A 25,249-nucleotide genomic window follows, 5' to 3' on the forward strand; every position below is an offset into this window, starting at 1 on the left:
TAATATATGATTTTTACTAAATTATATTAACCTCTTGTTCAAGTGTAATACCAAAACGTTCTTTAACAGTGCTAATAATGGTATTGGCAAGATTTAGTATTTCTTTGCCTGTTGCATTTCCGTGGTTTACCAGTACAAGAGCCTGATTTTTGTGAACACCTGCATCTCCAAACCTTTTACCTTTAAACCCTGCCTGTTCTATCAGCCAACCTGCGGGGATCTTTACCTGGTTTTCAGAAACCTTATAATGAGGGGCCTCGGGATGTTTGGATATGAAGTTGTTGAATTCAACATCGGTGATAACCGGATTCTTAAAGAAACTTCCACTGTTTCCAATTTTATCCGGATCCGGAAGTTTACTTTGTCTAATACTTATAACTGCCTTTGAAATGTCCTGGATACTCGGTTTAGAAATCCCCTTTTCATTTAAAGTGTTTTGAATGGCGCCGTATTCAGTATGCAGTTGATGTGCTGAGGTTGTAAGTTTAAGGGAAAGACTTGTTATTATATATTGTCCTTTATGACTTGTTTTAAAAATAGAATTTCGATATCCGAACCGGCAATCTTCCAGGGAGAATGTCTTTATTTCCTGCGTATCGATATGAATTGCACGACAGCTATGAAAAACATCCTTAAGTTCAACTCCGTAAGCTCCTATGTTCTGGATGGGCGCACTCCCAACATTACCTGGAATTAATGATAGATTTTCAATTCCTCCAAAGTCGTTTTCGAGTGTCCATAATACAAACTGATGCCAGTTCTCTCCAGCATTGGCTTTAATCAACGCATGTCCATTCTTGTTTTCCAGAATGGAAATTCCCTTAAGATTAACCTGAATGACCAAGGCATCTATGTCTTTTGTAAGTAGCATATTACTACCACCACCCAGAATAAACTTTTTAGGATAATTGTTGTTTTTAAGAACAGTGATAAGCTCTTCCTCTGAAGATACCGATACAAAATGTTTGGCATTGACATCAATGCCAAACGTATTGTATGGTTTTAAGGATATGTTTTTTAATATTTCCATTAAGCGTTGTACGCTTTTAATGCTTCATTTAAAATTTGAGCTGCTTTTACAAGGTTTTCTTTTTTAAGTACATAGGCAATACGCACTTGATTCAAACCTACATTGTCGGAAGAATAAAAACCAGCTGCCGGAGCAACCATTATGGTTTCTCCATTAAGGTCAAACTTCTCCAAAAGCCACTGTGCAAAATCATCTGCATTTTCTACAGGTAGTTCAGCTATACAGTAAAAAGCTCCTTTAGGTTTGGCCACTTTTACGCCTTCTATTTTTTGAAGCTCAGAGATCAATAAATCTCTCCTTTCGACATATTCTTCAATTACTTCGTCAAAATAGCTTTGTGGTGTGTCTAACGCTGCTTCACTGGCAATCTGAGCAAAGGTAGGAGGAGAAAGTCTGGCTTGTGCAAACTTCATTGCAGTTTGCATTACTTTTTTATTTCTTGAAACCAAACAACCAATTCTGGCACCACACATGCTGTATCTTTTAGATACAGAGTCGATCATTATAGCATAATCTTCTAATCCTTCTTCCTGAAGAATAGAGTAGTGTTCTGCTCCATCATAAGCGAACTCTCTGTATACTTCATCTGCTATGATGAACAGATTGTGTTTTATTGCAATTTGGGCTAATTTTTTTATTTCCTCTTTGGAATAAAGATATCCAGTTGGGTTGCCCGGATTGCAAATTAAAATTGCTTTGGTTTTATCGCTGATTAATTTTTCGAATTCCTCAATTGGAGGAAGAGCGAAGTTGTTTTCTATTGAAGAGATTACAGGGACAACGTTTAGTCCTGAAGCAGTCGCAAATCCATTATAATTCGCATAGAATGGTTCAGGAATAATAATTTCATCACCATAATCGGCAACAGTTCCTAAAGTGAACAGAAGTGCTTCAGAACCACCAGTGGTAATGATTATTTCATTAGCATCTACCTCAATACCTCTGTTTTTGTAGTAGTTTGCTAATTTGGTTCTGTATTCTTCAGAGCCTTCACTTCGGCTATATTCCAACACCTCTATTTCGGCATTTCGAACAGCATTTAAAGCTACCTCAGGCGTTTTAATATCGGGTTGTCCAATATTAAGATGATATACTTTAGTACCTCTTTTCTTTGCGTCTTCAGCATAGGGTACTAATTTTCTAATCGGCGATTCTGGCATTTTCATGCCTTTGTTAGAAATGTTTGGCATAGATTAAAATTTAGCAGTGCAAAATTGCAAAATATATTTTAAAAGTTGTTCTAAAACGTTATCGTATTCTCTTTAAATAATGTTAATGTAAAAGTATTAATGAATATAATTTTTTAACTTATTGTCTGATTAATAGGTAAAACCTGAATTCATTGAGGAAATTAGCTTCTTTTTGTTTGATCAGTTTATTGGTAATACAAGGGGTTTGTGCCCAAACTGGTTTTCGATTTAAAAATGGGGCCTCTGAGGAGACCATTAAGTTTGAGTTAATCAATAATTTAATAATTTTTCCCCTTAAGGTTAATAACGTAGAGTTGTCTTTTATATTAGATACGGGGGTAAGTAGCCCTATTTTGTTCAATATTTATCAAAGTGATTCCTTGCAAATAAGAAATGTAGAAGAAATCACCTTAAAAGGTTTGGGTGAAGGAGATCCTATTAAGGCATTTAAGTCTTCTAAAAATGTATTTGCAACCGCTGAAACGTATAATCCCAATCAAGATTTTTATGTTGTTATCGATGCAGCTATTAACTTTTCACCTCGATTAGGAGTGCCTGTTCATGGGATAATAGGGTATGATTTTTTCAGGGATTTTGTGGTGGAAATAAATTATGCTTCGGAAAAGATTAAGTTATTTAAGCCAGAAGATTATAATTATAGAAATTGTAACCGATGTAATACCATTGACATCAGTTTGTTAAGGAAAAAACCTTATTTGAATGCTAAAGTTGGATTGGAGGGTAAAGAAATTCCAGTACGTCTTTTGATCGATAGTGGCAGTAGTGATGCCTTATGGCTTTTTCCAAACAAAGAAATGGGAATCAAAGTTCCTGTAAAGAATTTTGAAGATTTTTTGGGACGAGGTTTAAGTGGGAGTGTATACGGAAACAAGGCTAAAACCGATTACTTTGAAATTGGAGATTACCAATTAGCGTCTACTAATGTGGCATTTCCAAGTGAAGAATCGATTCAGCATTTAACCAATCCTGGAACCAGAAATGGCAGTGTAGGTGGGGAAATACTCAAGAGGTTTAATGTTGTTTTTGATTATCCAAATAGGAAAGTGACCATTAAGAAAAATAAACATTTCAATGATGATTTTCGCTTTAATTTAAGTGGAATAGAATTAATGCACAATGGCTTACGACCGGTTCAGGTTAAAGCTCGAAAATATGAGGGTGTGGTGAAGGAGGAGGATCCAACGGGTGCTATAAAAATACTATTGGATGACAGTACACGATTTGAATTGCATCCTTCTATTGAAATTGCTGAAATAAGAGAAAAAAGTCTGGCTGACGAGGTTGGATTAAAAGTAGGGGATGTTATTATATCGGTTAACGGAGATTCTGTTTATGACAAGTCGCTTCAGGAGATATCAGGTATGTTAAATGAAAAGGTAGGTAAAAAGATAAGATTGGTTATCGACAGGAATGGGATTGAATTAAAGTTTTCTTTTGAGTTGGTAGATGTTTTATAAGGTTTATAAAGGGTAAATCACTGATAATTATCATTTTATATTGACGTGTTGCTTTATAACTTTCTGTATTTAAGAAAGGGATGGGTGAACACGTGGTAAAAAAGCTGCTTAGTGCGGATGATCGAATGATCTACACGCATCAGCTCCTAAACGATATAGCCGCCTTAGAAAAAATGTATCAGGAAGATCTTTTTGAAAAGGGAGTTATGAGAATTGGAGCCGAGCAAGAATTGTGTTTAATTAACAAGCAGTGGTATCCATCGGCTAAAGCCATTGAACTTTTAAGAGCACTTAATGATGAGCATTATACCACTGAACTGGCCTTGTATAACCTCGAGGTTAACCTGGATCCTCTTGAGCTAACCGGAGATTGCTTTTCAGTAATGAAAAAGCGCCTGCATTATTTTCTGGAGAAAATTTCGAGGGTTGCTGATAAAATGGACTTAAAAATTATTCTTACGGGTATTCTGCCTACAATAGACACAAGATTTCTCACTCAAGATTATATGACACCGGAATTGCGGTATATGGCCATTAATGAGTCTTTCAGAGCACTTAGGAGGGATGATTTTAAGATGCATATCAAAGGGGTGGATGAGGTTGATATAATGCATAAGACGACGCTCTTTGAGGGGTGTAATACAAGTTTTCAATCACATCTTCAGGTAGAGGCCTCCGATTTTGTCAACCGATATAATTGGGCTCAGGCTATTGCCGGGCCAGTGATGGCCATTTGCGTGAACTCGCCTTTATTGTTAGGGAAGGAGTTATGGGATGAGACCAGGATAGCATTGTTTGCTCAAAGTGTTGATACACGTGCTACCTCATTCAAATTGAATGAAAGAGAGGCTCGTGTAAGTTTTGGTGAGGGTTGGGTAAAGGGGAATGCTGTCGACTTGTTCAAGCAGGATGTAGTACGCTACCGAAGTATTCTCTCTACCGATTTTAAATCAAATAGTCTACAGGAGCTCGAGCGTGGTAAAATTCCGAAGCTTAAAGCTCTTGGTTTGCATAATGGTACGATATATAGATGGAACAGGGCTTGTTACGGGGTGACTAACGGTAAGCCACATTTAAGAATTGAAAACAGGTATATTCCTTCCGGACCTAGTGTTACTGATGAAATTGCCAATATGTTGTTTTGGGTAGGGTTGATGGTAGGCCAACCAAAAAGGTATGAGGCAATAGATGAATTGATGGATTTTAAGGATGTGAAAAATAATTTTATTTGTGCTGCGCGATATGGTATGGGGAGTCAGATGTATTGGGAAGGGCGCTTTATTCCGACTGACGAATTAATAAGTCAGGTTTTAATTCCTATGGCCGGCAAAGGTCTGGAAATGATGAAGGTTGATAAGAAGGATATAGATTTCTATTTGAACGTTATTGATCGAAGGACGCAAACCCATACAGGAGCCCGATGGATCAGAAATACTTATAGAAGGTTGCTCGTAGATTATAAAAGAGTTGATGCCACCAGGGATTTAGTTAGATCGCTGTATGAAAATCAAGTAAGAGATATTCCTGTTTGTGATTGGAAAGAGGTGGTTAGTGACCGGACTTTGTATTTGGAAGAAGATAAAAGGGTCTATCAGTATATGAATCGAAATGTTGTAACGGTTCATGTTAAAGATAATGCTAAACTGGTTGGTAAATTGATGCTATGGCGGAATATTCATCATATGCCGGTTATTGATGACACAGGGGAATTAAAAGGTTTGATAACCTGGACGGATATCGATGCAATAAAACACGAGGAAGTTGAGGTTCCTATTGAAAAGCATATGAAAACCGCTATTATAACTATCGGGCCGTCAGATTTAATGCATGAGGCCAAGCAGTTGATGGGGGATAGAGAAATTGGTTGCCTTCCGGTGGTGGAGGATGATACGTTGGTAGGGATAATAACCAGAAATGATATTAAAGATTTCAATAATTGAGATTTACATGAGATGATCAATTCTACTTTAGATCGGGTATTATTAAAAATAGAAGGGGAAAATACTGAGCCTTCCGTAATCTTCTTTTGTGGAATTCATGGAAATGAACCTGCAGGAGTGCTGGCAATACAAGAATTAAGGGAGCGTTTGGAAAGGATGTCAATGAAAGGGTCGCTTTATGTTTTTAGAGGCAATATCAAGGCATTTCAAGAAGGGGTTCGTTATATCGATAAAGACTTAAATAGATTATGGAGTCGTTCGGGGATTGATGAAATGTGCAAGGGGGTTCTTAGGGGAGCGGCTGAATATGAAGAGCAGCGAGCTCTTTATGAAGAAATAAAAAATATAATTAATACGAAGACGGGTCCGCTCTTTTTTGTGGACTTTCATACAACCTCAAGTAAAACCTTGCCATTTATAACCATTGATGACGCTATAATAAACAGGCGATTTTCAAAATTATTTCCTGTGCCCACGGTGCTTGGGATAGAAGAGTATCTAAATGGGCCGTTATTAAGTTTTATCAATCAACTGGGTTTTTTATCGATTGGATTTGAATCAGGAGAGCATCATGATGCTGAAGCGGTATTAAATGCAAAGGCATTTATGTTATTGACGTTATGTTTTTCAGGACTCGTGGAGCTTAATGATCTGGAAGATTTTAATGATCATTTTAATCGGTTAAAGAAAGCTTCGGATGGTAAAGCTCATTTTTATGAGGTGATTGAGCGCTATACGATTAAAGAGAATGAGATGTTTGTTATGGAGCCCGGATTTAAAAGTTTTCAAGAGGTGAATAAAGGCGAGCTTTTGGCTAAGAGTAACGGGGAGCCTGTTATAGCGAAGAATAATGCTATGCTATTTATGCCGTTGTATCAACCACAGGGAAATGACGGGTATTTTTTAATCAGGAGAATTTCAAGTTTTTTTCTTCGATTATCTACTTATTTGCGGGGGAACCGATTGGATAGTGTTTTGGTTTATTTACCTGGGGTTACCTGGAATTCTTTAAAGAAAGATGCTTTAAAGGTCAATTTGAGGGTGGCCAGATTCTTAGCAAGACCCATTTTTCATTTGTTAGGTTACAGGCATTATGAAGAGGAGGGGGCGTATTTAATTATGTACAATCGAGAGCGGACTACCAGAACTCACAGGTATAATGACTTAAAATGGTTCCAAGCCAAATAGCAGGAGTTTGTTTTGTCGGACTTTGTAGTTTAAGGAAATAGGAGGCAGGTTGTTTTTATAAAACTACTGCGTATGGTACAGGTCTTTTATATATATGGTGAGAAGCATATATTTTTTAGAAATACGTGCCGAAATCTAGGTTTTATACATAAAAAAAACCGCTTCAATTGAAGCGGCTTTTTTTTGTTATTTTGAACTGTCTCCCGTGGTTACCGTTCCTTTTATTTTAAGGGCTACTGATTTCTTATCAGCATTTGTTATTACGGTAATGGTCTTTCTGATTGGACCGGGACGATTCGTGTCGTACTTCACTTCTATTTTTCCTGTTTTTCCAGGAGCAATAGGTTCTTTAGGCCATGAAGGCACTGTACAACCACAGCTCGAGTAGGCTTTACTAATTACCAATGGGGCATCACCGGTATTTGTAAACTCAAAAACTCTTACACCATTGCTACCTTTTGCAATTTTTCCGTAGTCAATGGTTTCTTCCTTGAATTCAATTTTAGCTTTTTTGTCTTGAGCTGTCACAGCAAAGCTAATAAGCCCAACAAACAAAAACATGACTAATTTTTTCATCATATTTGGTTTTATGGTGAAACGTAAAAGTAAATACTTTTCTGTCAATGTGCAAAATAAATGAAAACCTTTTTATAATCATGAGGTTATAATTACTTTTGCACTCTTAGTATTACAAAAAGCATTCCAAATATGAGTATTCCGTCTAAATATGACGCTAACAGCGCCGAAAATAAGTGGTATGATTACTGGATGAAACACAATTATTTTCATTCAGAACCCGATGAAAGAGAGCCTTATACTATTGTGATTCCTCCACCCAATGTAACAGGGGTTTTGCATATGGGGCATATGTTAAATAATACCATTCAGGATGTCCTTATAAGAAGGGCACGATTAAAGGGAATGAATGCTTGTTGGGTACCTGGTACTGATCACGCTTCTATTGCTACCGAGGCTAAGGTGGTAGCCAGGTTAAAGGAGAAGGGGATTAATAAAAAAGATATTACCAGAGAGGAGTTTTTAAAACATGCCTGGGACTGGACTCATGAGTACGGTGGCGTTATCCTAGATCAGCTTAAAAAGCTTGGATGTTCTTGTGATTGGGACAGAACTAAGTTCACTATGGATGAGGATATGTCTGCTTCAGTAATTAAGGTTTTTGTCGATCTTTATAAAAAGGGACTGATATATCGTGGTTATCGAATGGTTAATTGGGATCCTGAGGCAAAAACAACGCTGTCTGACGAGGAGGTTATCTATGAGGAAAGACAAGGTCATTTATATTATTTGTCATATCCGATCGAGGGATCTGATGAAAAGGTGACTATTGCTACAACCAGACCAGAGACCATTCTTGGTGATACGGCTATTTGTATCAATCCGAATGATGAGCGATACACTCATTTAAAAGGTAAGAAAGCTATCGTTCCGATCTGTAATCGCGTAATTCCAATCATTGAGGATGAGTATGTAGATGTTGAATTTGGTACGGGTTGTTTGAAAGTTACTCCTGCACATGATGAAAACGATAAAAATTTAGGTGACAAGCACGATTTAGAGGTGGTTGATATTTTTAATGAAGATGCTACGCTAAATAGTTACGGATTGCACTACGAAGGAAAGGATCGTTTTGTGGTTCGTAAAGAGATTGTAAAAGAACTAGAGGAAAAGGGGTTTTTAGTGAAGACTGAAAACCATTTGAATAAAGTGGGTACATCGGAGCGTACCAAAGCGGTAATTGAACCTCGTTTATCGGATCAGTGGTTTCTGAAGATGGAGGCTTTGGCTAAGCCTGCATTGGAAGCTGTTCTTGGAGATGAAAAGGAAATCAATTTATTTCCGAAGAAGTTTGAAAACACCTACCGTCACTGGATGGAAAATATAAGAGACTGGAATATTTCACGTCAGTTATGGTGGGGGCAACAAATTCCGGCGTATTATTATGGTGATGGTAAGGAGGATTTCGTAGTTGCAGAAACTATTGAGGAGGCGCTTAAATTAGCCCAGGATAAAACAGGGAATGCTGCTTTAAAAGGGGATGATCTCAGACAAGATGAAGATGCCCTTGATACCTGGTTCTCTTCCTGGTTATGGCCAATGAGTGTTTTTGGCGGGGTGTTGAATCCGGAGAATGAGGAGTATAAGTATTATTATCCAACCAGCGATTTGGTGACCGGACCGGATATCTTGTTTTTCTGGGTTGCCAGAATGATTATGGCGGGATATGAATTTGAAGGAAAAAAGCCTTTTACCAATGTATACCTGACAGGACTTGTACGCGATAAACAACGAAGAAAAATGTCAAAGTCTTTGGGGAACTCTCCTGATGCGCTTGAGTTGATTAAGGATTTTGGAGCAGACGGCGTACGTGTTGGATTGTTGTTAAGTTCGGCTGCCGGTAATGATTTGTTGTTTGATGAGTCTCTTTGTCAGCAAGGAAAGAATTTTGCCAATAAAATCTGGAATGCCTTCAGGTTGGTTAAAGGTTGGGAGGTGTCTGAAGCGATTGAGCAGCCAGAGGCTTCGAAGGTGGCGATAGAATGGTATCAGGCTAAATTCAACCAGACGCTGAATGAAATAGAAGATCATTTTAGTAAATATAGAATCTCAGATGCTTTAATGGCAACTTATAAACTGGTTTGGGATGATTTCTGCAGCTGGTTGTTAGAAATGGTGAAACCTGCTTATCAGAAGCCAATAGATGCTCAAACGTTTAGAAGTGTCATTAAGTTTTTAGAGGATAACCTTCGCATTTTGCATCCGTTTATGCCGTTTTTGACGGAGGAAATATGGCAACATATTGAAGAGCGTTCGGAAGATCAGGCTTTAATTATTGCTGAATGGCCGAAACAGGAGGCTGTAAATGTTGATCTCATCAATGAATTTGCTTTTGCAGCAGAGGTGGTTTCCGGAATCAGAACGATAAGAAAGGAGAAGAATATTCCTTTTAAGGATGAATTGGCCTTATCGGTGCTTAATAATGAAAAGGTGTCAGCTAAGTTTGATGCGGTTATTGCGAAACTGGGGAACATTGAGGCGTTAAGCTATGTTGAGGATAAGGTTGAAGGTGCCTTGTCTTTTAGAATAAAATCTAATGAATATTTCATTCCTGTGAGTGGTGCTATTAATGTGGAGGAGGAAATAGAGAAATTAGAGACAGAGTTAAAGTATACGGAAGGATTTCTTAAATCTGTCCGAGGTAAATTGTCTAATGATAAGTTTGTCAGTGGAGCCCCGGAGAAGGTTGTTGCCATGGAGCGCAAGAAAGAAGCCGATGCGGTTGCAAAGATTGCAACTATTAAAGAGAGTTTAGCTTCCTTGAAATAATTAGAAAAGCCGCTTTAAAGCGGCTTTTTTTATATTATAAATTAAAATAATCGTTTACCAGATCGATGTATTTTTCTTTTGCTTCTCTCACGCTGATCCCTCTGGTCTGAAAGAGTGCATTCGCTTTAAATGCATTGATGAGGGCTTTTCTGCTACTGGGTGGATCGATATTGTGAGTAGCTTTTTTGTAATAGGCATAGAGGCGTAACAGGAAGTCGGCCGGAAAAGGCTCTTCACAACTATTCACCACATTAACGGCTTCTTGAAAAGCGATATCTAATTCTTCATCAGTCATATTCGTTACGAGGCTATTACGTCAATTCCTCCTTTTACTTTTTGTCCAACTTTTACCTTAATGTCGGCAGTTAGCGGTAAAAAAAGATCTACTCTTGATCCAAATTTTATAAAACCTGCGTCTTCACCTTGAGTTACCTGATCTCCCACTTTAGCATAGTTAACAATTCGTTTTGCTAAGGCTCCTGCAATTTGTCTGTATAAAACTTCGCCATATGAAGGGTTTTCCACAACTATGGTGGTTCTTTCGTTTTCTTCAGAGGCTTTTGGGTGCCATGCGACCAGGTATTTACCTGGATGGTATTTGCTGAACTTAACGATTCCGCTCAGTGCGTATCTGGTTACATGCACATTTACCGGAGACATAAAGATAGAAACCTGAATGCGTTTATCTTTGAAGTATTCATTTTCCATTACTTCTTCAACCACGACAACTTTTCCGTCTACCGGGGCAATTATATTTGCATCATTAACCTCAGTTTGACGTTTAGGGTTTCTAAAAAACTGCAGGATTAGAATGAGCAGAATAATCGCTGCTAACTGGATAACGATTCTAACCCAGTCTATACTCGCATAGTATTCGGCAAGTAGTGATACGACTACAGCAAAGAAGAATGTAATAAAAATGATCTTGAAACCTTCTTTATGAAACATGGTTGAAAATTAATAAAGTTAAATATGCAAAAGGAGCAGCAAATAATAAACTGTCTAATCTGTCGAGAAGACCTCCATGGCCCGGTAAAATAGCTCCACTATCTTTTACTCCTGCCATTCTTTTAAATTTGGACTCTACAAGGTCACCAAAGTTACCTGCAAGTACCATTACAAGGGCTAAGATAAGCCATTGTATAAGTGATAACTCGTCGTTTGTATATTTAAATAGTAAATAAGCGGTAATCAGAGCAAATACAATTCCACCTGCGAAACCTTCGATGGTTTTTTTTGGAGACACTGATGGGAACAGCTTGTTTTTACCTATTGATTTACCAACCAAATAAGCGAATGAGTCGTTCACCCATATCAATATAAAAATACCAATAATCAAGGATTTAGCAAAATGATCTTTACTGTAAGGAATCATGGTTAAAAAGATACATCCTCCACCGATATAGAACAGACTGATGAAAAATTTATTCATATTGGTGAATCTTCTCTTTTTCTTCACATAGAGTTCTTTGAGTAAAAAGCTGTTTACAGTAATACTCAGAAATAGCAACAGGTATATCAGCGGCTGTTTTTCGGAAACATCAGGAAGGATATAAATAAATACCCACCATAATGCCAAAAAGGCTATAAAGATGTGGTATCCGCTTAGTTTTATTATTTTTTTGAATTCATACAAACATATGAGGCCAAAGGCTAAAAATAAAAAGTCGAATGCATCTGTATGCAAAATAGCAGCAGACAGCAATAGGAAAACATATAATATACCTGTGATGGCACGTTTAGCAAGTTCTTTCATTCTATAGATCTTCCAATAGCAGCAAATATAGGTTTTTTGAACTACTTCCGTACGATAGGAAATCCTTTTCCTCTTTTAAGCTAAAGTGTTTTATGGTTGTAATGTTGGTAGGTATTTGATTTTTATTTTTAGATTTTATACCTCTCAAACCTTCTCCGATGGTTTCCACTAATTGACTCGTAGTGGCAAAGACAATGAAGTTATCGGGGAGTTCAAATAGCTTTTTTTCTCCGATTTGATTTGAATTAATAAGTATTGATCCGTTATCAGCAACTAAATTTTCACATGTGGTAATGAAAAAAGTAGCATTGCGACAGTTGGTAATGAAGTTTATATTGAAATTGGAAAAACGTTTTTGTAAAGCTTCAATTAAACAACAGGCATCGTGATTTTCCCAATCGTTTTCGGTAAGAATGTTTTGAAAATTTTCATTGACCTCCTCACCGTTTTCACAATACAAAAATTTACCACCGTTCTTTTTGAAGTTGATGGTAAATTTTTCATCTATAGGAAGCTTAATTTCCGGCATAAACTTCCCTCTAGATTCTAGTGACTTTTCAGAGGGCTGATCTTCTTTCTTTTTGCCAAAAATTTTTTTAAATATGTTCATTTACAATTTTGGGGTTTCTCCATTTCTAATTCTAAATGTAACGTAAAGTTATAAAAATCATTATTGCTAGGTTAACTAAACAATAAATAAATATTATTTAATCGTTTCCTCGCTCTGATTTGTTTCCTGATTCTGATCTTCTTCTTTCGTATCAGGAGTTGCATTTTCTTCTTCTTCTTCTTTATCGAATGGACGTTTTCCGAAAATTCGTTCCAGGTCATCTTTAAAGATAACTTCTTTCTCAAGAAGTCTATCGGCTAATTCTGTTAGCTTGTCTTTGTTCTGACTAAGGATTTCGATAGCTCGTTCGTATTGTTTTTCAACGATGCTGGAGATTTCTTTGTCAATAACCTGGGCTGTTTCTTCACTATAAGGTTTAGTAAACGAATAGTCTGATTGTCCTCGTGAATCGTAATATGTGAGGTTCCCTATTTTTTCATTGAGTCCGTATATGGTAACCATTGCCTTGGCTTGTTTGGTTACCTTCTCAAGGTCGCTTAAAGCTCCTGTAGAAATCTTATCAAAGATTACCTTTTCGGCAGCTCTACCTCCTAAAGCGGCACACATTTCGTCCAGCATTTGTTCTGTACGAACGATAAGTCTTTCTTCCGGAAGGTACCATGCTGCTCCTAAGCTTTGTCCTCTAGGTACAATAGTTACTTTTACCAGAGGGGCAGCGTGTTCAAGCATCCAGCTTACTGTTGCGTGTCCAGCTTCGTGGAAGGCGATGGTTTTCTTTTCTTCCGGGGTTATGATTTTATTTTTCTTTTCAAGGCCTCCTACAATTCTGTCGACTGCATCAAGGAAGTCTTGTTTATCAACTGCTTTTTTACCTTTTCTTGCAGCGATCAGGGCAGCTTCATTACATACATTGGCAATATCTGCACCTGAGAACCCAGGGGTTTGCTTGGCTAAGAAATCAAGATCTAAGGTTTCAGAGGTTTTAATCGGACGAAGGTGTACGTTAAAAATCTCTTTACGTTCCCTAAGGTCTGGCAGGTCAACATAGATCTGTCTGTCAAATCTACCGGCACGCATTAATGCTTTATCGAGTACATCTGCACGGTTGGTTGCTGCGAGGACGATAACGTTGGTATTGGTTCCGAAACCATCCATTTCTGTTAATAGCTGGTTCAGGGTGTTTTCACGTTCGTCATTACTTCCGGTGAAATTACTCTTCCCTCTTGCACGACCGATAGCATCGATCTCGTCAATAAATATAATTGCAGGCGATTTGTCTTTGGCTTGTTTGAACAAGTCTCTAACTCTTGAAGCACCTACCCCTACGAACATTTCAACGAAATCTGAACCTGACAACGAGAAGAAAGGTACTTTAGCTTCGCCGGCAACGGCTTTGGCTAATAGGGTTTTACCGGTTCCCGGAGGGCCTACTAAAAGGGCTCCTTTAGGAATCTTACCTCCAAGAGAGGTATATCTTTCCGGGTTTTTAAGGAAGTCTACGATTTCCTGAACTTCTTCTTTGGCTCCTTCCAGCCCTGCGACGTCTTTAAAGGAAACTTTCATATCTGTCTTTTCGTCGAAAAGCTTAGCTTTTGATTTTCCGATATTAAAGATTTGTCCGCCAGGACCTGCTGAACCGCCACCTGACATTCTTCTCATTAAGAAGATCCAAATTGCGATCAGGATTATAAACGGGAGTATATAAGCCAGGACATCACCAAGTATATTGGTTTCGGTATCGAAGCTTACGAGATCTTTCGGGTTTGCCAGATTACTTTCAGCAATTACTTTATCAAGATCTTCTTCGAACTTATCTAAGGCACCATACTCACAAATGTATTGTGGGTTCTCTGTGGAAGAAGGAAAGATCGACTTATTTATAGCGTCTTTGTGCTCTTCTTTTTTGAGGGCTTCGTCGGTAAGAAAAACTTTTGCTTGTCCGACATTTTTAATGATTAAAATCTTTTTTACATCATTGTCTTTAATGAAGCTCTCCAATTGGGAAGGGTTAATTTTTTTAGGATTTTGCCAGCTTGATCCTCCTGAGAAAAATTGGAAGCCTATTAAAAATAGAAAAATTATAGCGTAAAACCAGTATGAGCTGAATTTAGGCTTTTTAGTATTTTGATTATTGTTATTAGCCATTAAATATAGTCTAAGATGTTATTAATTTGAAGATATCTCTGTTATTTTGGCATCTCCCCAAAGTCCTTCGATATCATAAAATTCTCTAATATGTTTTTGGAAGACGTGTACGACAATGTTCACAAAATCAATAAGAACCCATTCTGCGTTTTCGCTACCTTCAACATGCCATGGCTTGTCTCCGGTTTCTTTGCCGACTGTTTTTTCAACAGAATTTACAATAGCGTTTACTTGGGTGTTAGATGAACCATTGCAGATAATAAAGTAGTCACAAACCGTATTCTCTATTTCACGTAGATCTAAGATACTTATATCATTTCCTTTTACCTCCTCAATACCTTTAATAATCGATGTTATTAATTGATCTGTACTACCGCTTTTTTTTGTCATTAATTATATAAATTTTCATCAATTGTTTTTAGTTTTTTATTTCCGGGATTAATTCAGAAAATAAAAAAATAGTTAATTTTGAGTTCGCCAAATATCCAAAGGGTATTTCCTCAACTCATTTCACAAAATTATTATTTTTTGGCATTATAACTATTCTAATTAACATACATTTTAAGTAAATATACTGAATTAATACATGAAAATAATCAAACTTGATGCCATAGACTCTACAAATTCCTTTTTACGTCAGTTATATGCTCATAACGAAGTAGATGATTTTACGGTTGTTACCACAAAAAATCAAACGGCGGGGCGAGGACAGATGGGTGCCGTATGGAAAACGCAGGAGGGTAAGAACCTCACAGCTAGTGTGTTTAAAAGTGTGAGTTGTTTAAATCATGAGGATCAATTTTATGTTAGTATGGCGGTATCACTGGCTATTTATACTACGCTTGAAAAACTTTTAATTCCGGATCTTAAAATTAAGTGGCCAAACGACATTTTGTCAGGGGATAAGAAGATATGTGGGATTCTTATTGAAAATATCTTTAAGGGACATGCGCTGGAGGCTTCTATCATAGGTGTTGGTCTAAACGTAAATCAGACTGATTTTGAAGGTTTGCCACAGGCTTCTTCTTTAAAGGCATTAACGGGAGTTCATTATAATCTTGATGAAGTGCTTCAGGAACTGGTTTCTCAGCTTGAGGATTATTCAAAATATATAGAACAACAAGAGTTTAAGATGTTGAAGGCGGATTATGAAGAAAAATTGTTCAGAATTGAAAAGCCTTCCACTTTTAAAGATAAAAAGGGAAGGCTTTTTATGGGATTTATAAAAGGTGTTACCGATAGAGGGAAGTTGAAACTTCTTTTAGAGGATGAAATTACAGCAGAATTTGACCTTAAAGAAGTTCAGTTACTCTATTAAAGAGCGCCCATCTTTTCTGATAATGTGTTAATGAATTTAGTGATTGGGCCTTTAACCATCATGGCCATCATGGCATTAAATTCACCTTCAAAAATCAGATTAGCTTCACTTTTATTTGATTCTAACTCGTTGATGTTGGCTGTCAGGCTAAAAGGAATTTTACCGCCTGCTGCACCAAGACTTACTTTGTCAAATTCATTTTTCTCTTCTAGTTTCAGGACGATTTCCGGCATTCCACTTAATGCAAACAGAAATTTATCATCTTCTAAAACCTCAAATTTACTAATGTTTTCGGGCATTAGTTTTTCAAAGTTCTTTACGTCCGTAAGAAAGTTAAAGAGTTCTTCGTTTGACTTGTTTACAGTTGTTTTTGGACTTTCTATCCTCATACTTTTGTAGTGTTATTCCAATTGGCAGGGTCAACGCGCCAATTTTGCAGTGTGTCTAAATCTTTGTTTGAGACGTAGTTTGTGTCGATTGCTTGTTCTAACAAGTATTCGTAATTGCTCAACGTGTATAAGTCTAAATGAGCTTTTTCAAAATTCTCTACTGCGACGTCGAATCCATAAGAGAAAATTGCGATCATACCTTTTACGTTAGCACCGTGTTCTTTAAGTGCTTTAACCGCATTAAGGCTACTTTTACCTGTACTGATTAAATCTTCAACTACGACTACGTTTTGTCCGCGATCTAAGAAACCTTCGATTTGATTTCCTCTCCCGTGTTTTTTAGGTTCAGGGCGCACATAAACAAATGGCAGGCCGAGGTATTCAGCAACCAGCATTCCGATACCGATAGCTCCGGTAGCAACGCCCGCGATTACATCGGGTGTTCCTATTTCTCTTTCTATTTGTTTCGCAATACTTTCCCTGATGTAATTCCTGATCGGTGGGAACGATAGTACAATCCTATTGTCACAATAAATTGGGGACTTCCAACCAGAAGCCCATGTAAAAGGATTTTTCGGATTCAACTTTATTGCATTAATTTGCAATAGAAGTTCCGCTGTTTTTTTAGCAGTGTCTTTATCTAAAACCATGATACAAATGTATGAAGTTTTTGTTAACGATCATCCTATCTATTTAACAAATAGTGTCAAAAAAGAGACTAATGATAAGCTGTTTCTTTTGGATACCTTTGATATTGAGTATGTTGTTAATCAGTTGAATAAAGGCGAAATTTCCAGTGCTTTTTTGTATCATCCGGACCAGGAAAATCTTTTAAAAAAATTTAAAAAAAGAGTTCCTGTTGTTGTTGCCGGCGGTGGGTTGGTGGTGAATCCTAAGGGCGAGAAGCTGATGATTTTCCGAAATGGAAAATGGGATATACCCAAGGGTAAGCTCGATAAAGGCGAGAGTATAGAAGATGCTGCTATACGCGAAGTAGAGGAAGAGACTGCTGTAACGGGATTGGTGCTGGATAAATTTATTTGTAAAACCTACCATATATTTAAGCGAAACGGTGCCTTTAAGTTAAAAGAAACTTATTGGTATGCCATGAAATCCGATTTTGACGGTAAACTTAAACCGCAAAAGGCAGAGGGGATACAAAAGGCTGAATGGCAGACTGATTCGGAGATCGAGGTGTCTCTTAAAAACTCGTATCCGAACATTCGTGTCGTGATTAATGCCTACAATAAGTTATTCCATAAGTCGGTAGACCGGGTATTGTAAATGTGCCTTTTCGTAGTGATCCGATTTTTTATGAATCCAGTCTAATTGGGCATACCAGTTGGCTGCAAACTTTTCATCTTCTTCTTTTTTCTTTTGGAATGCTGCTGCTAATTCCGGATTTTTCTCCAGTAATTCTTTGGCGATATCTTCGAATACATAAGGAGAGAACCCTTCTTTTTGTTGTAAAATGGTGTCGAAGAAGTTCCAGTTAAAAAAGGAGTCTACCGCTTCGGGCTCTAAGGTTTCCAATAGATATCTTATACCGGGTTGATCGGTTTTTACAAGAAGATCCCCTTTTCTAAAGGTCACCTGTTCGTCTTGCGCACTTACTGTGGTGTTGTAGTGGAGGTAATGACCTTCGTAAGCACTGTTTCTCGTTTTATAAGAGGCAATTCTATATCCCTGAACCGCCATGGTGGTATCTTTCTCCAGTGGTTGCATTGCGATGTTGTTAATTTTCATAAGGTTGATGATATCCCACCAGCCTTGTGGAATAATATAGGCTTTAGGTATTTCAACTTCCTTGACTGCTTTAAAATGATCCTGGTAGGTAACGTCTTTGGTAAATGGTTTTGTTCTGTCGTATTTTAATCTCTTTTGTCCGGTGAGGTCACTTTCGATCATCTTTCCTTCGTATCCTTTAAAGTTTAAGGTGGAGGATTTGGTCGTGTCAATTTCCCATTGAATAGGATACCTATCGGCCTGATTGTAATATTCGAATGTGTTCCTTCTTAGGGTTTTGATCTTTTCATGATCTCTTTCTGCAATATCGATCATGCTCACCATTAACTCATAGGTTCCTTGAACTCTTTGTTTATAGGGTTTAAGCATATGCGTTTCCACCATCATACCCAATGTATTCCATAGGGTAGTATACCCTGTTGAGTATCGTGGGGAGTCAAAAAATTGAGAAAACCCTGTTTCGGGTACACGGTTAAAGACATTTACATAGGGGGTGATATCCCATTCTTTTTTAGCGAGTTCATTTTCCAGAGCAGGGTGGAAATTTTCATGCAGGTAATTAGCAAGGGGTCCGCCTAGTTTATTGTGTTGGGTGAATAAATGGGTTAGGATATATTGGTAGTCTGCACCATTGCTTACGTGGTTGTCAATGAAGATATCCGGGTTCACTTTATGGAATATGGTGGCGAAGGTTTGGGCATTTTTAGTGTCTGATTTGATAAAATCACGGTTCAGGTCAAAATTTCTTGCATTTCCTCTAAAGCCATATTCTTTGGGGCCATTCTGGTTGGTTCTTGAAGCCTTATTTCTATTGAGTGCGCCACCGATATTATATACGGGGATGGTGGCCAGTACTACGTTATCAGGGTGTTTAATATCCTTTTGTGCCAGGTCTCTGAAGAGCATCATGGTAGCATCAATACCGTCTGATTCTCCGGGATGTATACCATTATTAATTAATATGATGGTTTTTTCTTTCTGCAGTTCCTCGAACCCGAATTTTCCCTGAGGGTTATAGGTTACAAGGTGCAGCGGTTCACCACTATCCGTTGCTCCAATACTTTCGATGTTTACTTCGGGCGAACTTTTAGCGAGTTCGGTGTAGAAATTAATGACATTCTGATAGGTGTCAGTTTCTGTTCCTTCGCTTTTTTCATAGCGGGTGGTGAAATCAAAATCGGATGAATTGGTCTTGGGATTGCAGCTACTAATAAGTAGGAGCAGGGCAACATATCTTTTAATCATATGGCTGGTTATTCGTGTCGTGATTTAGTACTGATGTTTTTAACGGAGGTAAATATAGTAAATGTAGTTTATTACTGATCCTTCCGGGAGGATGATGGAGGTAATTTTATGGTTGTGTATGATATGCTTAAAGACTGCCTTGTATGAAAAGATGCATAGGGATATTATAAGGATAAAATAGGGATAATATGGGGATAACATGGGGATAACATGGGGATAACTATGTTAAATATAAGCTTTTACCATGCTTTATGTAGGAAATGTCACTATATTTAGTGAGAACTGACCATTAATAAAAACGGACTTATGGCAACATTGATAGGAGTATTAAAATTCAGAGGGAGTGTTGGTAATCTAACCGTATGTAAATACAAAAGTAAGAAGGGGCTGGTGGTAAGGAAAAAGAAGGATAAAATGGATAAGAAATATTATAAGAATAGTCCGACCATGGCACCTGTCCGAAGGAATAACAATGAGTTTAGTGTCGCTAAAAAAACGGCTATTCTTATTAATAATGCCTTTAGAATGAATTTTCAGGATTTTGAAAGGGGGCATTTGTATCAGCGGTTGTCGGGGCTTTTTAAGGTGGTTATGAGTAAAGATTTAAAGAGTGAACATGGCAAGCGGACGATTCGGGAGGGTTTATTGCATCCGGAGGGGAGGGAGTTACTCGAGGGTTTTGATTTTACTCCCAAGAGTAGGACTTCAGATTTTTATACGGGAGCTATTCAGATGAATTCAGAATTGCCGGCGATTTCTCTAAAGGGTCTTACTTCGATTGGATCTGGAATGACCAAGGCCAGTCATATTGAATTTAAGGCTTTACAATTGAACCTGGACCTGAACAGTTGGAAATTCATAAGATCTATGAGTGATCCCATTCTAGTAGAAAAAAAGGATATCATTAATGAAGAGGTAATGTTAACCTATCAGGATCTTGATGGTCTGAGGCATCTTTCTTTAGTGTTTTTATGCTGTCGATCGGTGAAGGAAGAAGCCGGTACTTACTACCCATTAAACGGAGGACAAAACTTTAATATACAATTGGTAGCCTTCACGGTGTTTTAGATCGTTTTGAATCGTGATTGGAACATTGGTAGTTCTGGCTTATTGTCATTAATACTGTCGAAGAAATACTCCTGTCTTAAATCCATCTATTCGTTTAAACGGTTTGATAAACTGTATGGGTGTCTTGATACTGATTCTTATTTTCATTTATATTTACCATCTGTTTAGGTCTATTGACCTAATTAATTTTGTTTGATGAAGTTCAATTATAATTTAGCTATATACAAATGAGTAACAGGGGTTTTAAAAAGGAATTATGTGCATTTTTCCTAGTGCTTTTTACAAGTTTCATACTGCCAGCTCAAACGGACGATCGCAAGGGTGCGGTTCCTTATAAGTTGGAGTTTAATGATTTGGCCAAACGATGGGATGAGGCTATTCCGTTAGGGAATGGAATTATCGGTTCACTATTATGGCAAAAAGGAGAACATCTAAGAATGTCATTGGATAATGTTTATTTATGGGATTTACGTCCTATGGAAAACCTGCAGACTCCTGAATTTAAATTTTCGTGGGTATATGAGAAGTGGAAGAATGATGAGTACAGGGATGTTCAGGAGAAATTTGATGTTCCTTATAATAAATCGCCGGCTCCTTCTAAAATACCCGGAGCAGCTATGGAGTTTGATGTTGCCGGTTTTGGTGCGGTTAAAAAGGTAAGTCTTTCGCTTGATAATGCTTTATGTACTGTAAACTGGTCTAATGATGTGACTTTATTATCTTTTGTGCATGCCGATAAGAATGAAGGATGGTTTAAGTTTGAAGGGGTAGAGAAGGGGTTTAAACCTGTTTTATTGCCGCCGGCCTATAATGTTGAGGGCGAGGATAAAGACGACTCACCGGTTACCGGAAAGGATTTAAGACACCTTGGGTATTCGAAGGGTGAGTTTATTGAAGGGGCTAATGAATTAGTTTATATCCAGGATGGATGGGGCGATTTCAAGTATAAGGTTCACGTGGTATGGACTTACGAGAATGGTAATATGATCGGAAAATGGAGTATTGATACGAGCCTGGAAAGCCCAAAAGACCTGAAGAAATCTGGTCTTTCTTTATCTGCTGATGAAAGTGATGCAGGATTTGAAAGTGCATTTAAGGAGCATGCTGACTGGTGGGAAGAATTTTGGGGTAAATCTGCCATTCGTATACCTGATACTGGTTTAGAGAAGCAGTGGTATCTGGAGCAGTACAAATTTGGGTCTGCTGCCCGATCGGGAGCGCCACCTATTTCGCTTCAAGCGGTATGGACCGCAGATAATGGAAAGTTACCGCCGTGGAAAGGAGATTTTCATCACGATCTGAACACGCAGTTGAGTTATTGGCCGGCATATTCGGGGAATCATCTCGATTTGGAGATCGGTTTTGTGGAGTGGTTGGAAGCTAATAAAAAGAACTTTAAAAGGTATACGAAAACGTATTATGAAACCAAAGGGCTGTCTGTACCCGGGGTAACTACTTTAACCGGAGAGCCTATGGGCGGATGGATTCAGTATGCTTTTGGTCCGACTACCTCTGCCTGGTTGGGACATCATTTTTATTTACACTGGCGTTATTCGATGGACAGGGATTTTTTGAAAGATCATGCTTATCCGTGGATCAAGGAGGTGGCTGTTTTCTTTGATGACATTTCGGTTAAAAACGAATCGGGTCTGCGTCAGCTACCCATTAGTTCAAGTCCGGAAATACATAATAATTCCAGAAAGGCCTGGTTTGGTGAGACTACCAATTTCGACCTGGCAGCTATTCGATGGACGTATGAAAAGGCGGCTGAATTAGCCAAGGAATTAGGGAAAGACAAGGAAGCGAAGCAGTGGGAGGAGACTTTAAAAGAGTGGCCTTATTTTGCGATTGATGAGAATGAGGGGTTGATGGTTGCTCCGAAGCATCCTTATGAAGATTCGCATCGTCACTTTTCTCATATCATGGCGTACCATCCTTATGGGTTAGTCGATTATTCGAAAGGTGAAAAGGAACGTCAGATAATCGACAATACGATTGACAATTTACTGAATGTAGGGTCTGATTATTTTACGGGGTATTCGTTTAGTTGGCTTGGTAATTTACAGGCAAGAGCCTTTGATGGTGAAGGTGCTGCCAACACTTTACGGATTTTTGCTGAAAACTTTTGTTTGCCGAATTCTTTTCACGTGAATGGAGAGCAACATAACAGGGGGTATTCGAAATTTAAATACCGTCCTTTTACCCTGGAAGGTAATTTTGCTTTTGCGGCCGGAATCCAGGAAATGTTGATTCAAAGTCATACGGGTGTTATTAAAATCTTTCCGGCTATTCCTAAGTTATGGCAGGAGGTAGGATTTGAGCAATTAAGAGCGCAAGGTGCCTTTTTGGTTTCTGCACAGAGAAAAGGAGGAAAGGTTGATCGTATTACCATTGTTTCTGAAAAAGGAGGCGTTTTAAAGCTTCAGAATCCATTTGGTCAAAAATCATTTAAGGTTGATGTTCCTTATGAGGTTGAAAATGATGTGATCATTATAGAGATGAAGGAAGGTCAAACGATACAATTCACTTCTTAAGCTTTCGGGTTATTTTACTTTTTGATTGAGATTCTTGAATAAGATATAAAGATAGGTTTAGAGTGTTTGTTCTTTTAACACTGTTGGTACTGTTTGATTTTTAAACAGGATCGGCAGTGTTATTTTTTTGGATCAATGTGGGGTGTTCTGAAGTATTTCGGAACGGGGTTCTGTTAGGAGTATCCGGTTTCTTGCTGGTGATTGTCTTGATGGTCGGTTATGTTTTACTAATTTAGTAAGCGTATTATGTTAGCCGAGGCCATCTTGAATCTAATTCAGGCTGAGGTGGTATAATTAAACCAACTGGAACTCTTACTATTATGCAAACAATACTTGGAGCTAACGGACAAATAGGAATTGAGTTAGCAAAAGAGCTTAAGCGTCATTATACCTCAGACATCAGGCTCGTAAGCAGAAACCCGAAGAAAGTCAATGAAACCGATCAGCTTTTTCCTGCTAACTTATTGGATGCTGTGGAAACCGATCTTGCTGTAAATGGCAGTGAAATTGTTTATTTAACAGTGGGCTTGCCAATGAATACGAACAAGTGGGTGCGTCAATTTCCTGTGATGATGCGAAATGTCATTAATGCCTGTAAGCGTTATGGATCTAAATTAGTGTTTTTCGACAATACGTATATGTACCCTCAGGATGAAGAACCGCTTACGGAGGAAACCAGGTTTGCGCCTGTCGGGCCGAAAGGGGAGGTTAGGGCTGAGATAGCCGGTATGCTTTTGGAGGAGATGAAGAAGAAGGCTATAGAGGCTGTTATCTGCAGGGCTCCTGAATTTTACGGTCCCGGAAAAACACAGAGTATTACCAACACCATTATTTTTGACCGGATTACAATGGGTAAAAAATTAAAAGTGTTTTTGAGGGATGATAAACTACGTACTTTGATATGGACTCCTGATGCCAGTAGAGCGATGGCTTTAATTGGTAATTCGGAAGATACTTTCGGTCAGACCTGGCATTTACCTTGTGATGATAACCGGTTGTCTTATAAAGAATTTATAGCCCTGGTTTCTGAGGTTTACGGGAAAAAGTTTACATACTCTGTCATTCCAAATTTTATTTTTAAGGTAGGTTCGGTTTTTAATCCTCAGTTAAAAGAGGTACAGGAATTACTGCCAAGGTATAGGCATGACAATATTTTTATTTCGGCTAAGTTCAAGCAACGATTTCTTGACTTTAAGGTTACCACTTATCGGGAGGGGATTGCACTTATTAAGGAAGAACAAGGAATTTAACATGCATAGTCTTTTGGGTCATGGGCGAGTTATTTAATTTAACTATATTCAATTTTTGAAATCGTGGTTATGCCCAATAAAGTATTTCTTTAAACGCGAGTTTTTAAAAATGGATGATATTAAAAGGGTTCGAGCCATTTGTATTGTCCCATTAACAATTAATTTTTGCTATTGAATACCTTAACGACATTTGAACAATTTTATTTAAAGATAAAGAGCAACCGCTGGTATTGGTTGTTTTCCATCTTTTGTCGTGTTAGTCTGGCCTTTGCGTTTATTGCTGCCGGTATGGTGAAGATTGTGGATGAACGATTTGCGAGTGGGTTATCGGTTGTGCATCCGATGGGGGCCTATCTTGAGGCATTACACCACACGGGTTATTATTATACTTTTATTGGGGTTGTACAGGTGTTGGCAGCTGTATTGTTGTTAATCCCCAGAACTGTTGCTTTGGGTGCCTTGCTTTATTTTCCAATTATTTTGAATATCTGGGTGCTATCGTATGCGGTGCGGTTTGATGGATCTTTTGTGACCTCACCATTGATGGTGTTGGCAAACCTCTTTCTTCTTGTTTGGAATTATGACCGGCTAAAATACCTTTTACCGTTTAAGCAATTTTCTGGAATCGGGATCTTTGAGAAGCCAAAAAAATATTCCCTTAAGTTCCCATGGATGTTTTTTGGAGTTGTTCTAATGACGGTTTTTTCAGTCATAGCTTTTGCTCAGTTTGGGCATGAGGTGATGCCCAGGAATTCATTGTCTGATTGTCAGAGGCAGTTTAAAGGGACTGTAAATGAAAAGGCTGGATTTAAGTTTTGTGAATGTATTCATATGAACGGAACGCCCTTGGATGACTGCCTGGAAGAATTTGAGCGAGCAAAACAATGAACCGGGGATAGCTATACAGAAGAAGAGGGTTTTAGATGATCTCAGGGTATGTTACAAAGCCTATTTACTCGAAAATGGCAGCGGTTTAAGATATATTCAGCTTCTTTTGGGACATAACAGCAAAAATACTACAGAATTTTATACGTATGCTGCAAGAAACAGTTTTAT

General features: G+C 38.0%; 22 protein-coding genes. 10 read left to right on the forward strand and 12 right to left on the reverse strand.

Features of this window, described 5'->3' with window-relative positions; genetic code table 11:
• Nucleotides 1-16: 16 nt before the first annotated feature.
• Together murB and P278_RS01350 are read right to left on the reverse strand one after the other, a co-directional pair.
• Entirely contained in the window at nt 17-1,030 is a 1,014-nt protein-coding gene (murB, locus tag P278_RS01345; protein ID WP_038261054.1) for a UDP-N-acetylmuramate dehydrogenase, read from the reverse strand.
• Nucleotides 1,030-2,220, reverse strand: a complete 1,191-nt coding sequence (locus P278_RS01350; RefSeq protein WP_038261066.1) for a pyridoxal phosphate-dependent aminotransferase — start codon at nt 2,218-2,220, stop codon at nt 1,030-1,032. The genes murB and P278_RS01350 overlap by 1 nt, the downstream gene beginning before the upstream one ends.
• A 152-nt stretch (nt 2,221-2,372) precedes the next feature.
• On the opposite strand from P278_RS01350, the gene P278_RS01355 reads away from it, so the two are divergent.
• From P278_RS01355 to P278_RS01365, 3 genes are all read left to right on the forward strand, one after another.
• The gene (locus P278_RS01355) at nt 2,373-3,698 is read left to right on the forward strand and encodes a PDZ domain-containing protein (RefSeq protein WP_051413342.1); all 1,326 of its coding nucleotides are present in this window, start codon (nt 2,373-2,375) and stop codon (nt 3,696-3,698) included.
• A gap of 80 nt (nt 3,699-3,778) precedes the next feature.
• Nucleotides 3,779-5,638 (forward strand): CBS domain-containing protein, encoded by a 1,860-nt coding sequence (locus tag P278_RS01360; RefSeq protein WP_038261095.1) that lies wholly within the window; start codon nt 3,779-3,781, stop codon nt 5,636-5,638.
• 12 nt (nt 5,639-5,650) lie between these two features.
• Nucleotides 5,651-6,826, forward strand: coding sequence for a succinylglutamate desuccinylase/aspartoacylase family protein (locus P278_RS01365; RefSeq protein WP_038261098.1), 1,176 nt, complete (start codon nt 5,651-5,653; stop codon nt 6,824-6,826).
• Nucleotides 6,827-7,012: 186 nt separating this feature from the next.
• On the opposite strand, the gene P278_RS01370 is transcribed toward P278_RS01365, so the two are convergent.
• A complete protein-coding gene (locus tag P278_RS01370) occupies nt 7,013-7,402 on the reverse strand; it encodes a DUF1573 domain-containing protein (RefSeq protein ID WP_038261783.1) in 390 nt (129 codons plus the stop codon).
• Nucleotides 7,403-7,534: 132 nt separating this feature from the next.
• Here P278_RS01370 and P278_RS01375 point away from each other — a divergent pair, with 132 nt between their 5' ends.
• The gene (locus P278_RS01375; RefSeq protein ID WP_038261102.1) at nt 7,535-10,171 is read left to right on the forward strand and encodes a valine--tRNA ligase; all 2,637 of its coding nucleotides are present in this window, start codon (nt 7,535-7,537) and stop codon (nt 10,169-10,171) included.
• Between the two features lie 34 nt (nt 10,172-10,205).
• Here the strand turns inward: P278_RS01375 and P278_RS01380 are convergent, their stop codons facing one another.
• The 6 genes from P278_RS01380 to rsfS all read right to left on the reverse strand — a co-directional run bounded on the left by P278_RS01380 (nt 10,206) and on the right by rsfS (nt 15,033).
• Nucleotides 10,206-10,466, reverse strand: a complete 261-nt coding sequence (locus P278_RS01380; RefSeq protein WP_038261105.1) for an acyl-CoA-binding protein — start codon at nt 10,464-10,466, stop codon at nt 10,206-10,208.
• Between the two features lie 5 nt (nt 10,467-10,471).
• On the reverse strand, nt 10,472-11,119 hold the full coding sequence (locus P278_RS01385; RefSeq protein WP_038261108.1) for a phosphatidylserine decarboxylase family protein: 648 nt from the start codon (nt 11,117-11,119) through the stop codon (nt 10,472-10,474).
• A complete protein-coding gene (locus tag P278_RS01390; protein ID WP_038261112.1) occupies nt 11,109-11,927 on the reverse strand; it encodes a phosphatidate cytidylyltransferase in 819 nt (272 codons plus the stop codon). The genes P278_RS01385 and P278_RS01390 overlap by 11 nt, the downstream gene beginning before the upstream one ends.
• Nucleotide 11,928: 1 nt before the next feature.
• The gene (locus P278_RS01395; protein WP_038261114.1) at nt 11,929-12,537 is read right to left on the reverse strand and encodes an LUD domain-containing protein; all 609 of its coding nucleotides are present in this window, start codon (nt 12,535-12,537) and stop codon (nt 11,929-11,931) included.
• A 93-nt stretch (nt 12,538-12,630) separates the two neighbouring features.
• Nucleotides 12,631-14,643, reverse strand: coding sequence for an ATP-dependent zinc metalloprotease FtsH (gene ftsH, locus P278_RS01400; RefSeq protein ID WP_038261117.1), 2,013 nt, complete (start codon nt 14,641-14,643; stop codon nt 12,631-12,633).
• A 21-nt stretch (nt 14,644-14,664) separates the two neighbouring features.
• Complete coding sequence (gene rsfS, locus P278_RS01405; RefSeq protein WP_038261121.1) at nt 14,665-15,033, reverse strand: ribosome silencing factor; 369 nt, start codon at nt 15,031-15,033, stop codon at nt 14,665-14,667.
• A 196-nt stretch (nt 15,034-15,229) separates the two neighbouring features.
• Here rsfS and P278_RS01410 point away from each other — a divergent pair, with 196 nt between their 5' ends.
• The gene (locus P278_RS01410; RefSeq protein ID WP_038261124.1) at nt 15,230-15,961 is read left to right on the forward strand and encodes a biotin--[acetyl-CoA-carboxylase] ligase; all 732 of its coding nucleotides are present in this window, start codon (nt 15,230-15,232) and stop codon (nt 15,959-15,961) included.
• On the opposite strand, the gene P278_RS01415 is transcribed toward P278_RS01410, so the two are convergent.
• Nucleotides 15,958-16,350 (reverse strand): hypothetical protein, encoded by a 393-nt coding sequence (locus P278_RS01415; protein ID WP_038261127.1) that lies wholly within the window; start codon nt 16,348-16,350, stop codon nt 15,958-15,960. The genes P278_RS01410 and P278_RS01415 overlap by 4 nt on opposite strands.
• Entirely contained in the window at nt 16,347-17,000 is a 654-nt protein-coding gene (gene pyrE / locus P278_RS01420) for an orotate phosphoribosyltransferase (RefSeq protein ID WP_038261130.1), read from the reverse strand. Before pyrE ends, P278_RS01415 begins: the two co-directional genes overlap by 4 nt.
• Before the next feature lie 7 nt (nt 17,001-17,007).
• Between pyrE and P278_RS01425 the strand changes: the two genes are divergently transcribed.
• A complete protein-coding gene (locus P278_RS01425; protein ID WP_038261785.1) occupies nt 17,008-17,634 on the forward strand; it encodes an NUDIX hydrolase in 627 nt (208 codons plus the stop codon).
• On the opposite strand, the gene P278_RS01430 is transcribed toward P278_RS01425, so the two are convergent.
• Nucleotides 17,602-19,341 carry a M14 family metallopeptidase gene (locus P278_RS01430; RefSeq protein WP_038261133.1) on the reverse strand — a complete coding sequence of 580 codons (1,740 nt, stop codon included), beginning with the start codon at nt 19,339-19,341 and terminating at the stop codon, nt 17,602-17,604. The two genes, P278_RS01425 and P278_RS01430, sit on opposite strands and share 33 nt — an antisense overlap.
• Before the next feature lie 306 nt (nt 19,342-19,647).
• Here P278_RS01430 and P278_RS01435 point away from each other — a divergent pair, with 306 nt between their 5' ends.
• The 4 genes from P278_RS01435 to P278_RS01450 all read left to right on the forward strand — a co-directional run bounded on the left by P278_RS01435 (nt 19,648) and on the right by P278_RS01450 (nt 25,081).
• Nucleotides 19,648-20,409 (forward strand): hypothetical protein, encoded by a 762-nt coding sequence (locus P278_RS01435; protein ID WP_038261136.1) that lies wholly within the window; start codon nt 19,648-19,650, stop codon nt 20,407-20,409.
• 227 nt (nt 20,410-20,636) lie between these two features.
• Entirely contained in the window at nt 20,637-22,943 is a 2,307-nt protein-coding gene (locus tag P278_RS01440; protein WP_051413343.1) for a glycosyl hydrolase family 95 catalytic domain-containing protein, read from the forward strand.
• Between the two features lie 320 nt (nt 22,944-23,263).
• Entirely contained in the window at nt 23,264-24,193 is a 930-nt protein-coding gene (locus P278_RS01445; protein WP_038261140.1) for an NAD-dependent epimerase/dehydratase family protein, read from the forward strand.
• A 234-nt stretch (nt 24,194-24,427) separates the two neighbouring features.
• A complete protein-coding gene (locus P278_RS01450) occupies nt 24,428-25,081 on the forward strand; it encodes a DoxX family protein (protein ID WP_235444227.1) in 654 nt (217 codons plus the stop codon).
• Nucleotides 25,082-25,249 lie beyond the last annotated feature (168 nt).

Origin of the sequence: Zhouia amylolytica AD3 (genome assembly GCF_000511935.2) — a bacterium.
GTDB lineage: Bacteria > Bacteroidota > Bacteroidia > Flavobacteriales > Flavobacteriaceae > Zhouia > Zhouia amylolytica.

Coding starts and splice junctions, on each gene's coding strand:
- P278_RS01445 (WP_038261140.1), top strand. CDS start 23,264: ATGCAAACAATACTTGGAGCTAACGGACAAATAGGAATTGAGTTAGCA.
- ftsH (WP_038261117.1), bottom strand. CDS start 14,643: ATGGCTAATAACAATAATCAAAATACTAAAAAGCCTAAATTCAGCTCA.
- P278_RS01375 (WP_038261102.1), top strand. CDS start 7,535: ATGAGTATTCCGTCTAAATATGACGCTAACAGCGCCGAAAATAAGTGG.
- P278_RS01370 (WP_038261783.1), bottom strand. CDS start 7,402: ATGAAAAAATTAGTCATGTTTTTGTTTGTTGGGCTTATTAGCTTTGCT.
- P278_RS01440 (WP_051413343.1), top strand. CDS start 20,637: ATGAGTAACAGGGGTTTTAAAAAGGAATTATGTGCATTTTTCCTAGTG.
- P278_RS01415 (WP_038261127.1), bottom strand. CDS start 16,350: ATGAGGATAGAAAGTCCAAAAACAACTGTAAACAAGTCAAACGAAGAA.
- rsfS (WP_038261121.1), bottom strand. CDS start 15,033: ATGACAAAAAAAAGCGGTAGTACAGATCAATTAATAACATCGATTATT.
- P278_RS01385 (WP_038261108.1), bottom strand. CDS start 11,119: ATGTTTCATAAAGAAGGTTTCAAGATCATTTTTATTACATTCTTCTTT.
- P278_RS01435 (WP_038261136.1), top strand. CDS start 19,648: ATGGCAACATTGATAGGAGTATTAAAATTCAGAGGGAGTGTTGGTAAT.
- P278_RS01365 (WP_038261098.1), top strand. CDS start 5,651: ATGATCAATTCTACTTTAGATCGGGTATTATTAAAAATAGAAGGGGAA.
- pyrE (WP_038261130.1), bottom strand. CDS start 17,000: ATGGTTTTAGATAAAGACACTGCTAAAAAAACAGCGGAACTTCTATTG.
- P278_RS01350 (WP_038261066.1), bottom strand. CDS start 2,220: ATGCCAAACATTTCTAACAAAGGCATGAAAATGCCAGAATCGCCGATT.
- murB (WP_038261054.1), bottom strand. CDS start 1,030: ATGGAAATATTAAAAAACATATCCTTAAAACCATACAATACGTTTGGC.
- P278_RS01410 (WP_038261124.1), top strand. CDS start 15,230: ATGAAAATAATCAAACTTGATGCCATAGACTCTACAAATTCCTTTTTA.
- P278_RS01380 (WP_038261105.1), bottom strand. CDS start 10,466: ATGACTGATGAAGAATTAGATATCGCTTTTCAAGAAGCCGTTAATGTG.
- P278_RS01360 (WP_038261095.1), top strand. CDS start 3,779: ATGGGTGAACACGTGGTAAAAAAGCTGCTTAGTGCGGATGATCGAATG.
- P278_RS01390 (WP_038261112.1), bottom strand. CDS start 11,927: ATGAAAGAACTTGCTAAACGTGCCATCACAGGTATATTATATGTTTTC.
- P278_RS01430 (WP_038261133.1), bottom strand. CDS start 19,341: ATGATTAAAAGATATGTTGCCCTGCTCCTACTTATTAGTAGCTGCAAT.
- P278_RS01425 (WP_038261785.1), top strand. CDS start 17,008: ATGTATGAAGTTTTTGTTAACGATCATCCTATCTATTTAACAAATAGT.
- P278_RS01395 (WP_038261114.1), bottom strand. CDS start 12,537: ATGAACATATTTAAAAAAATTTTTGGCAAAAAGAAAGAAGATCAGCCC.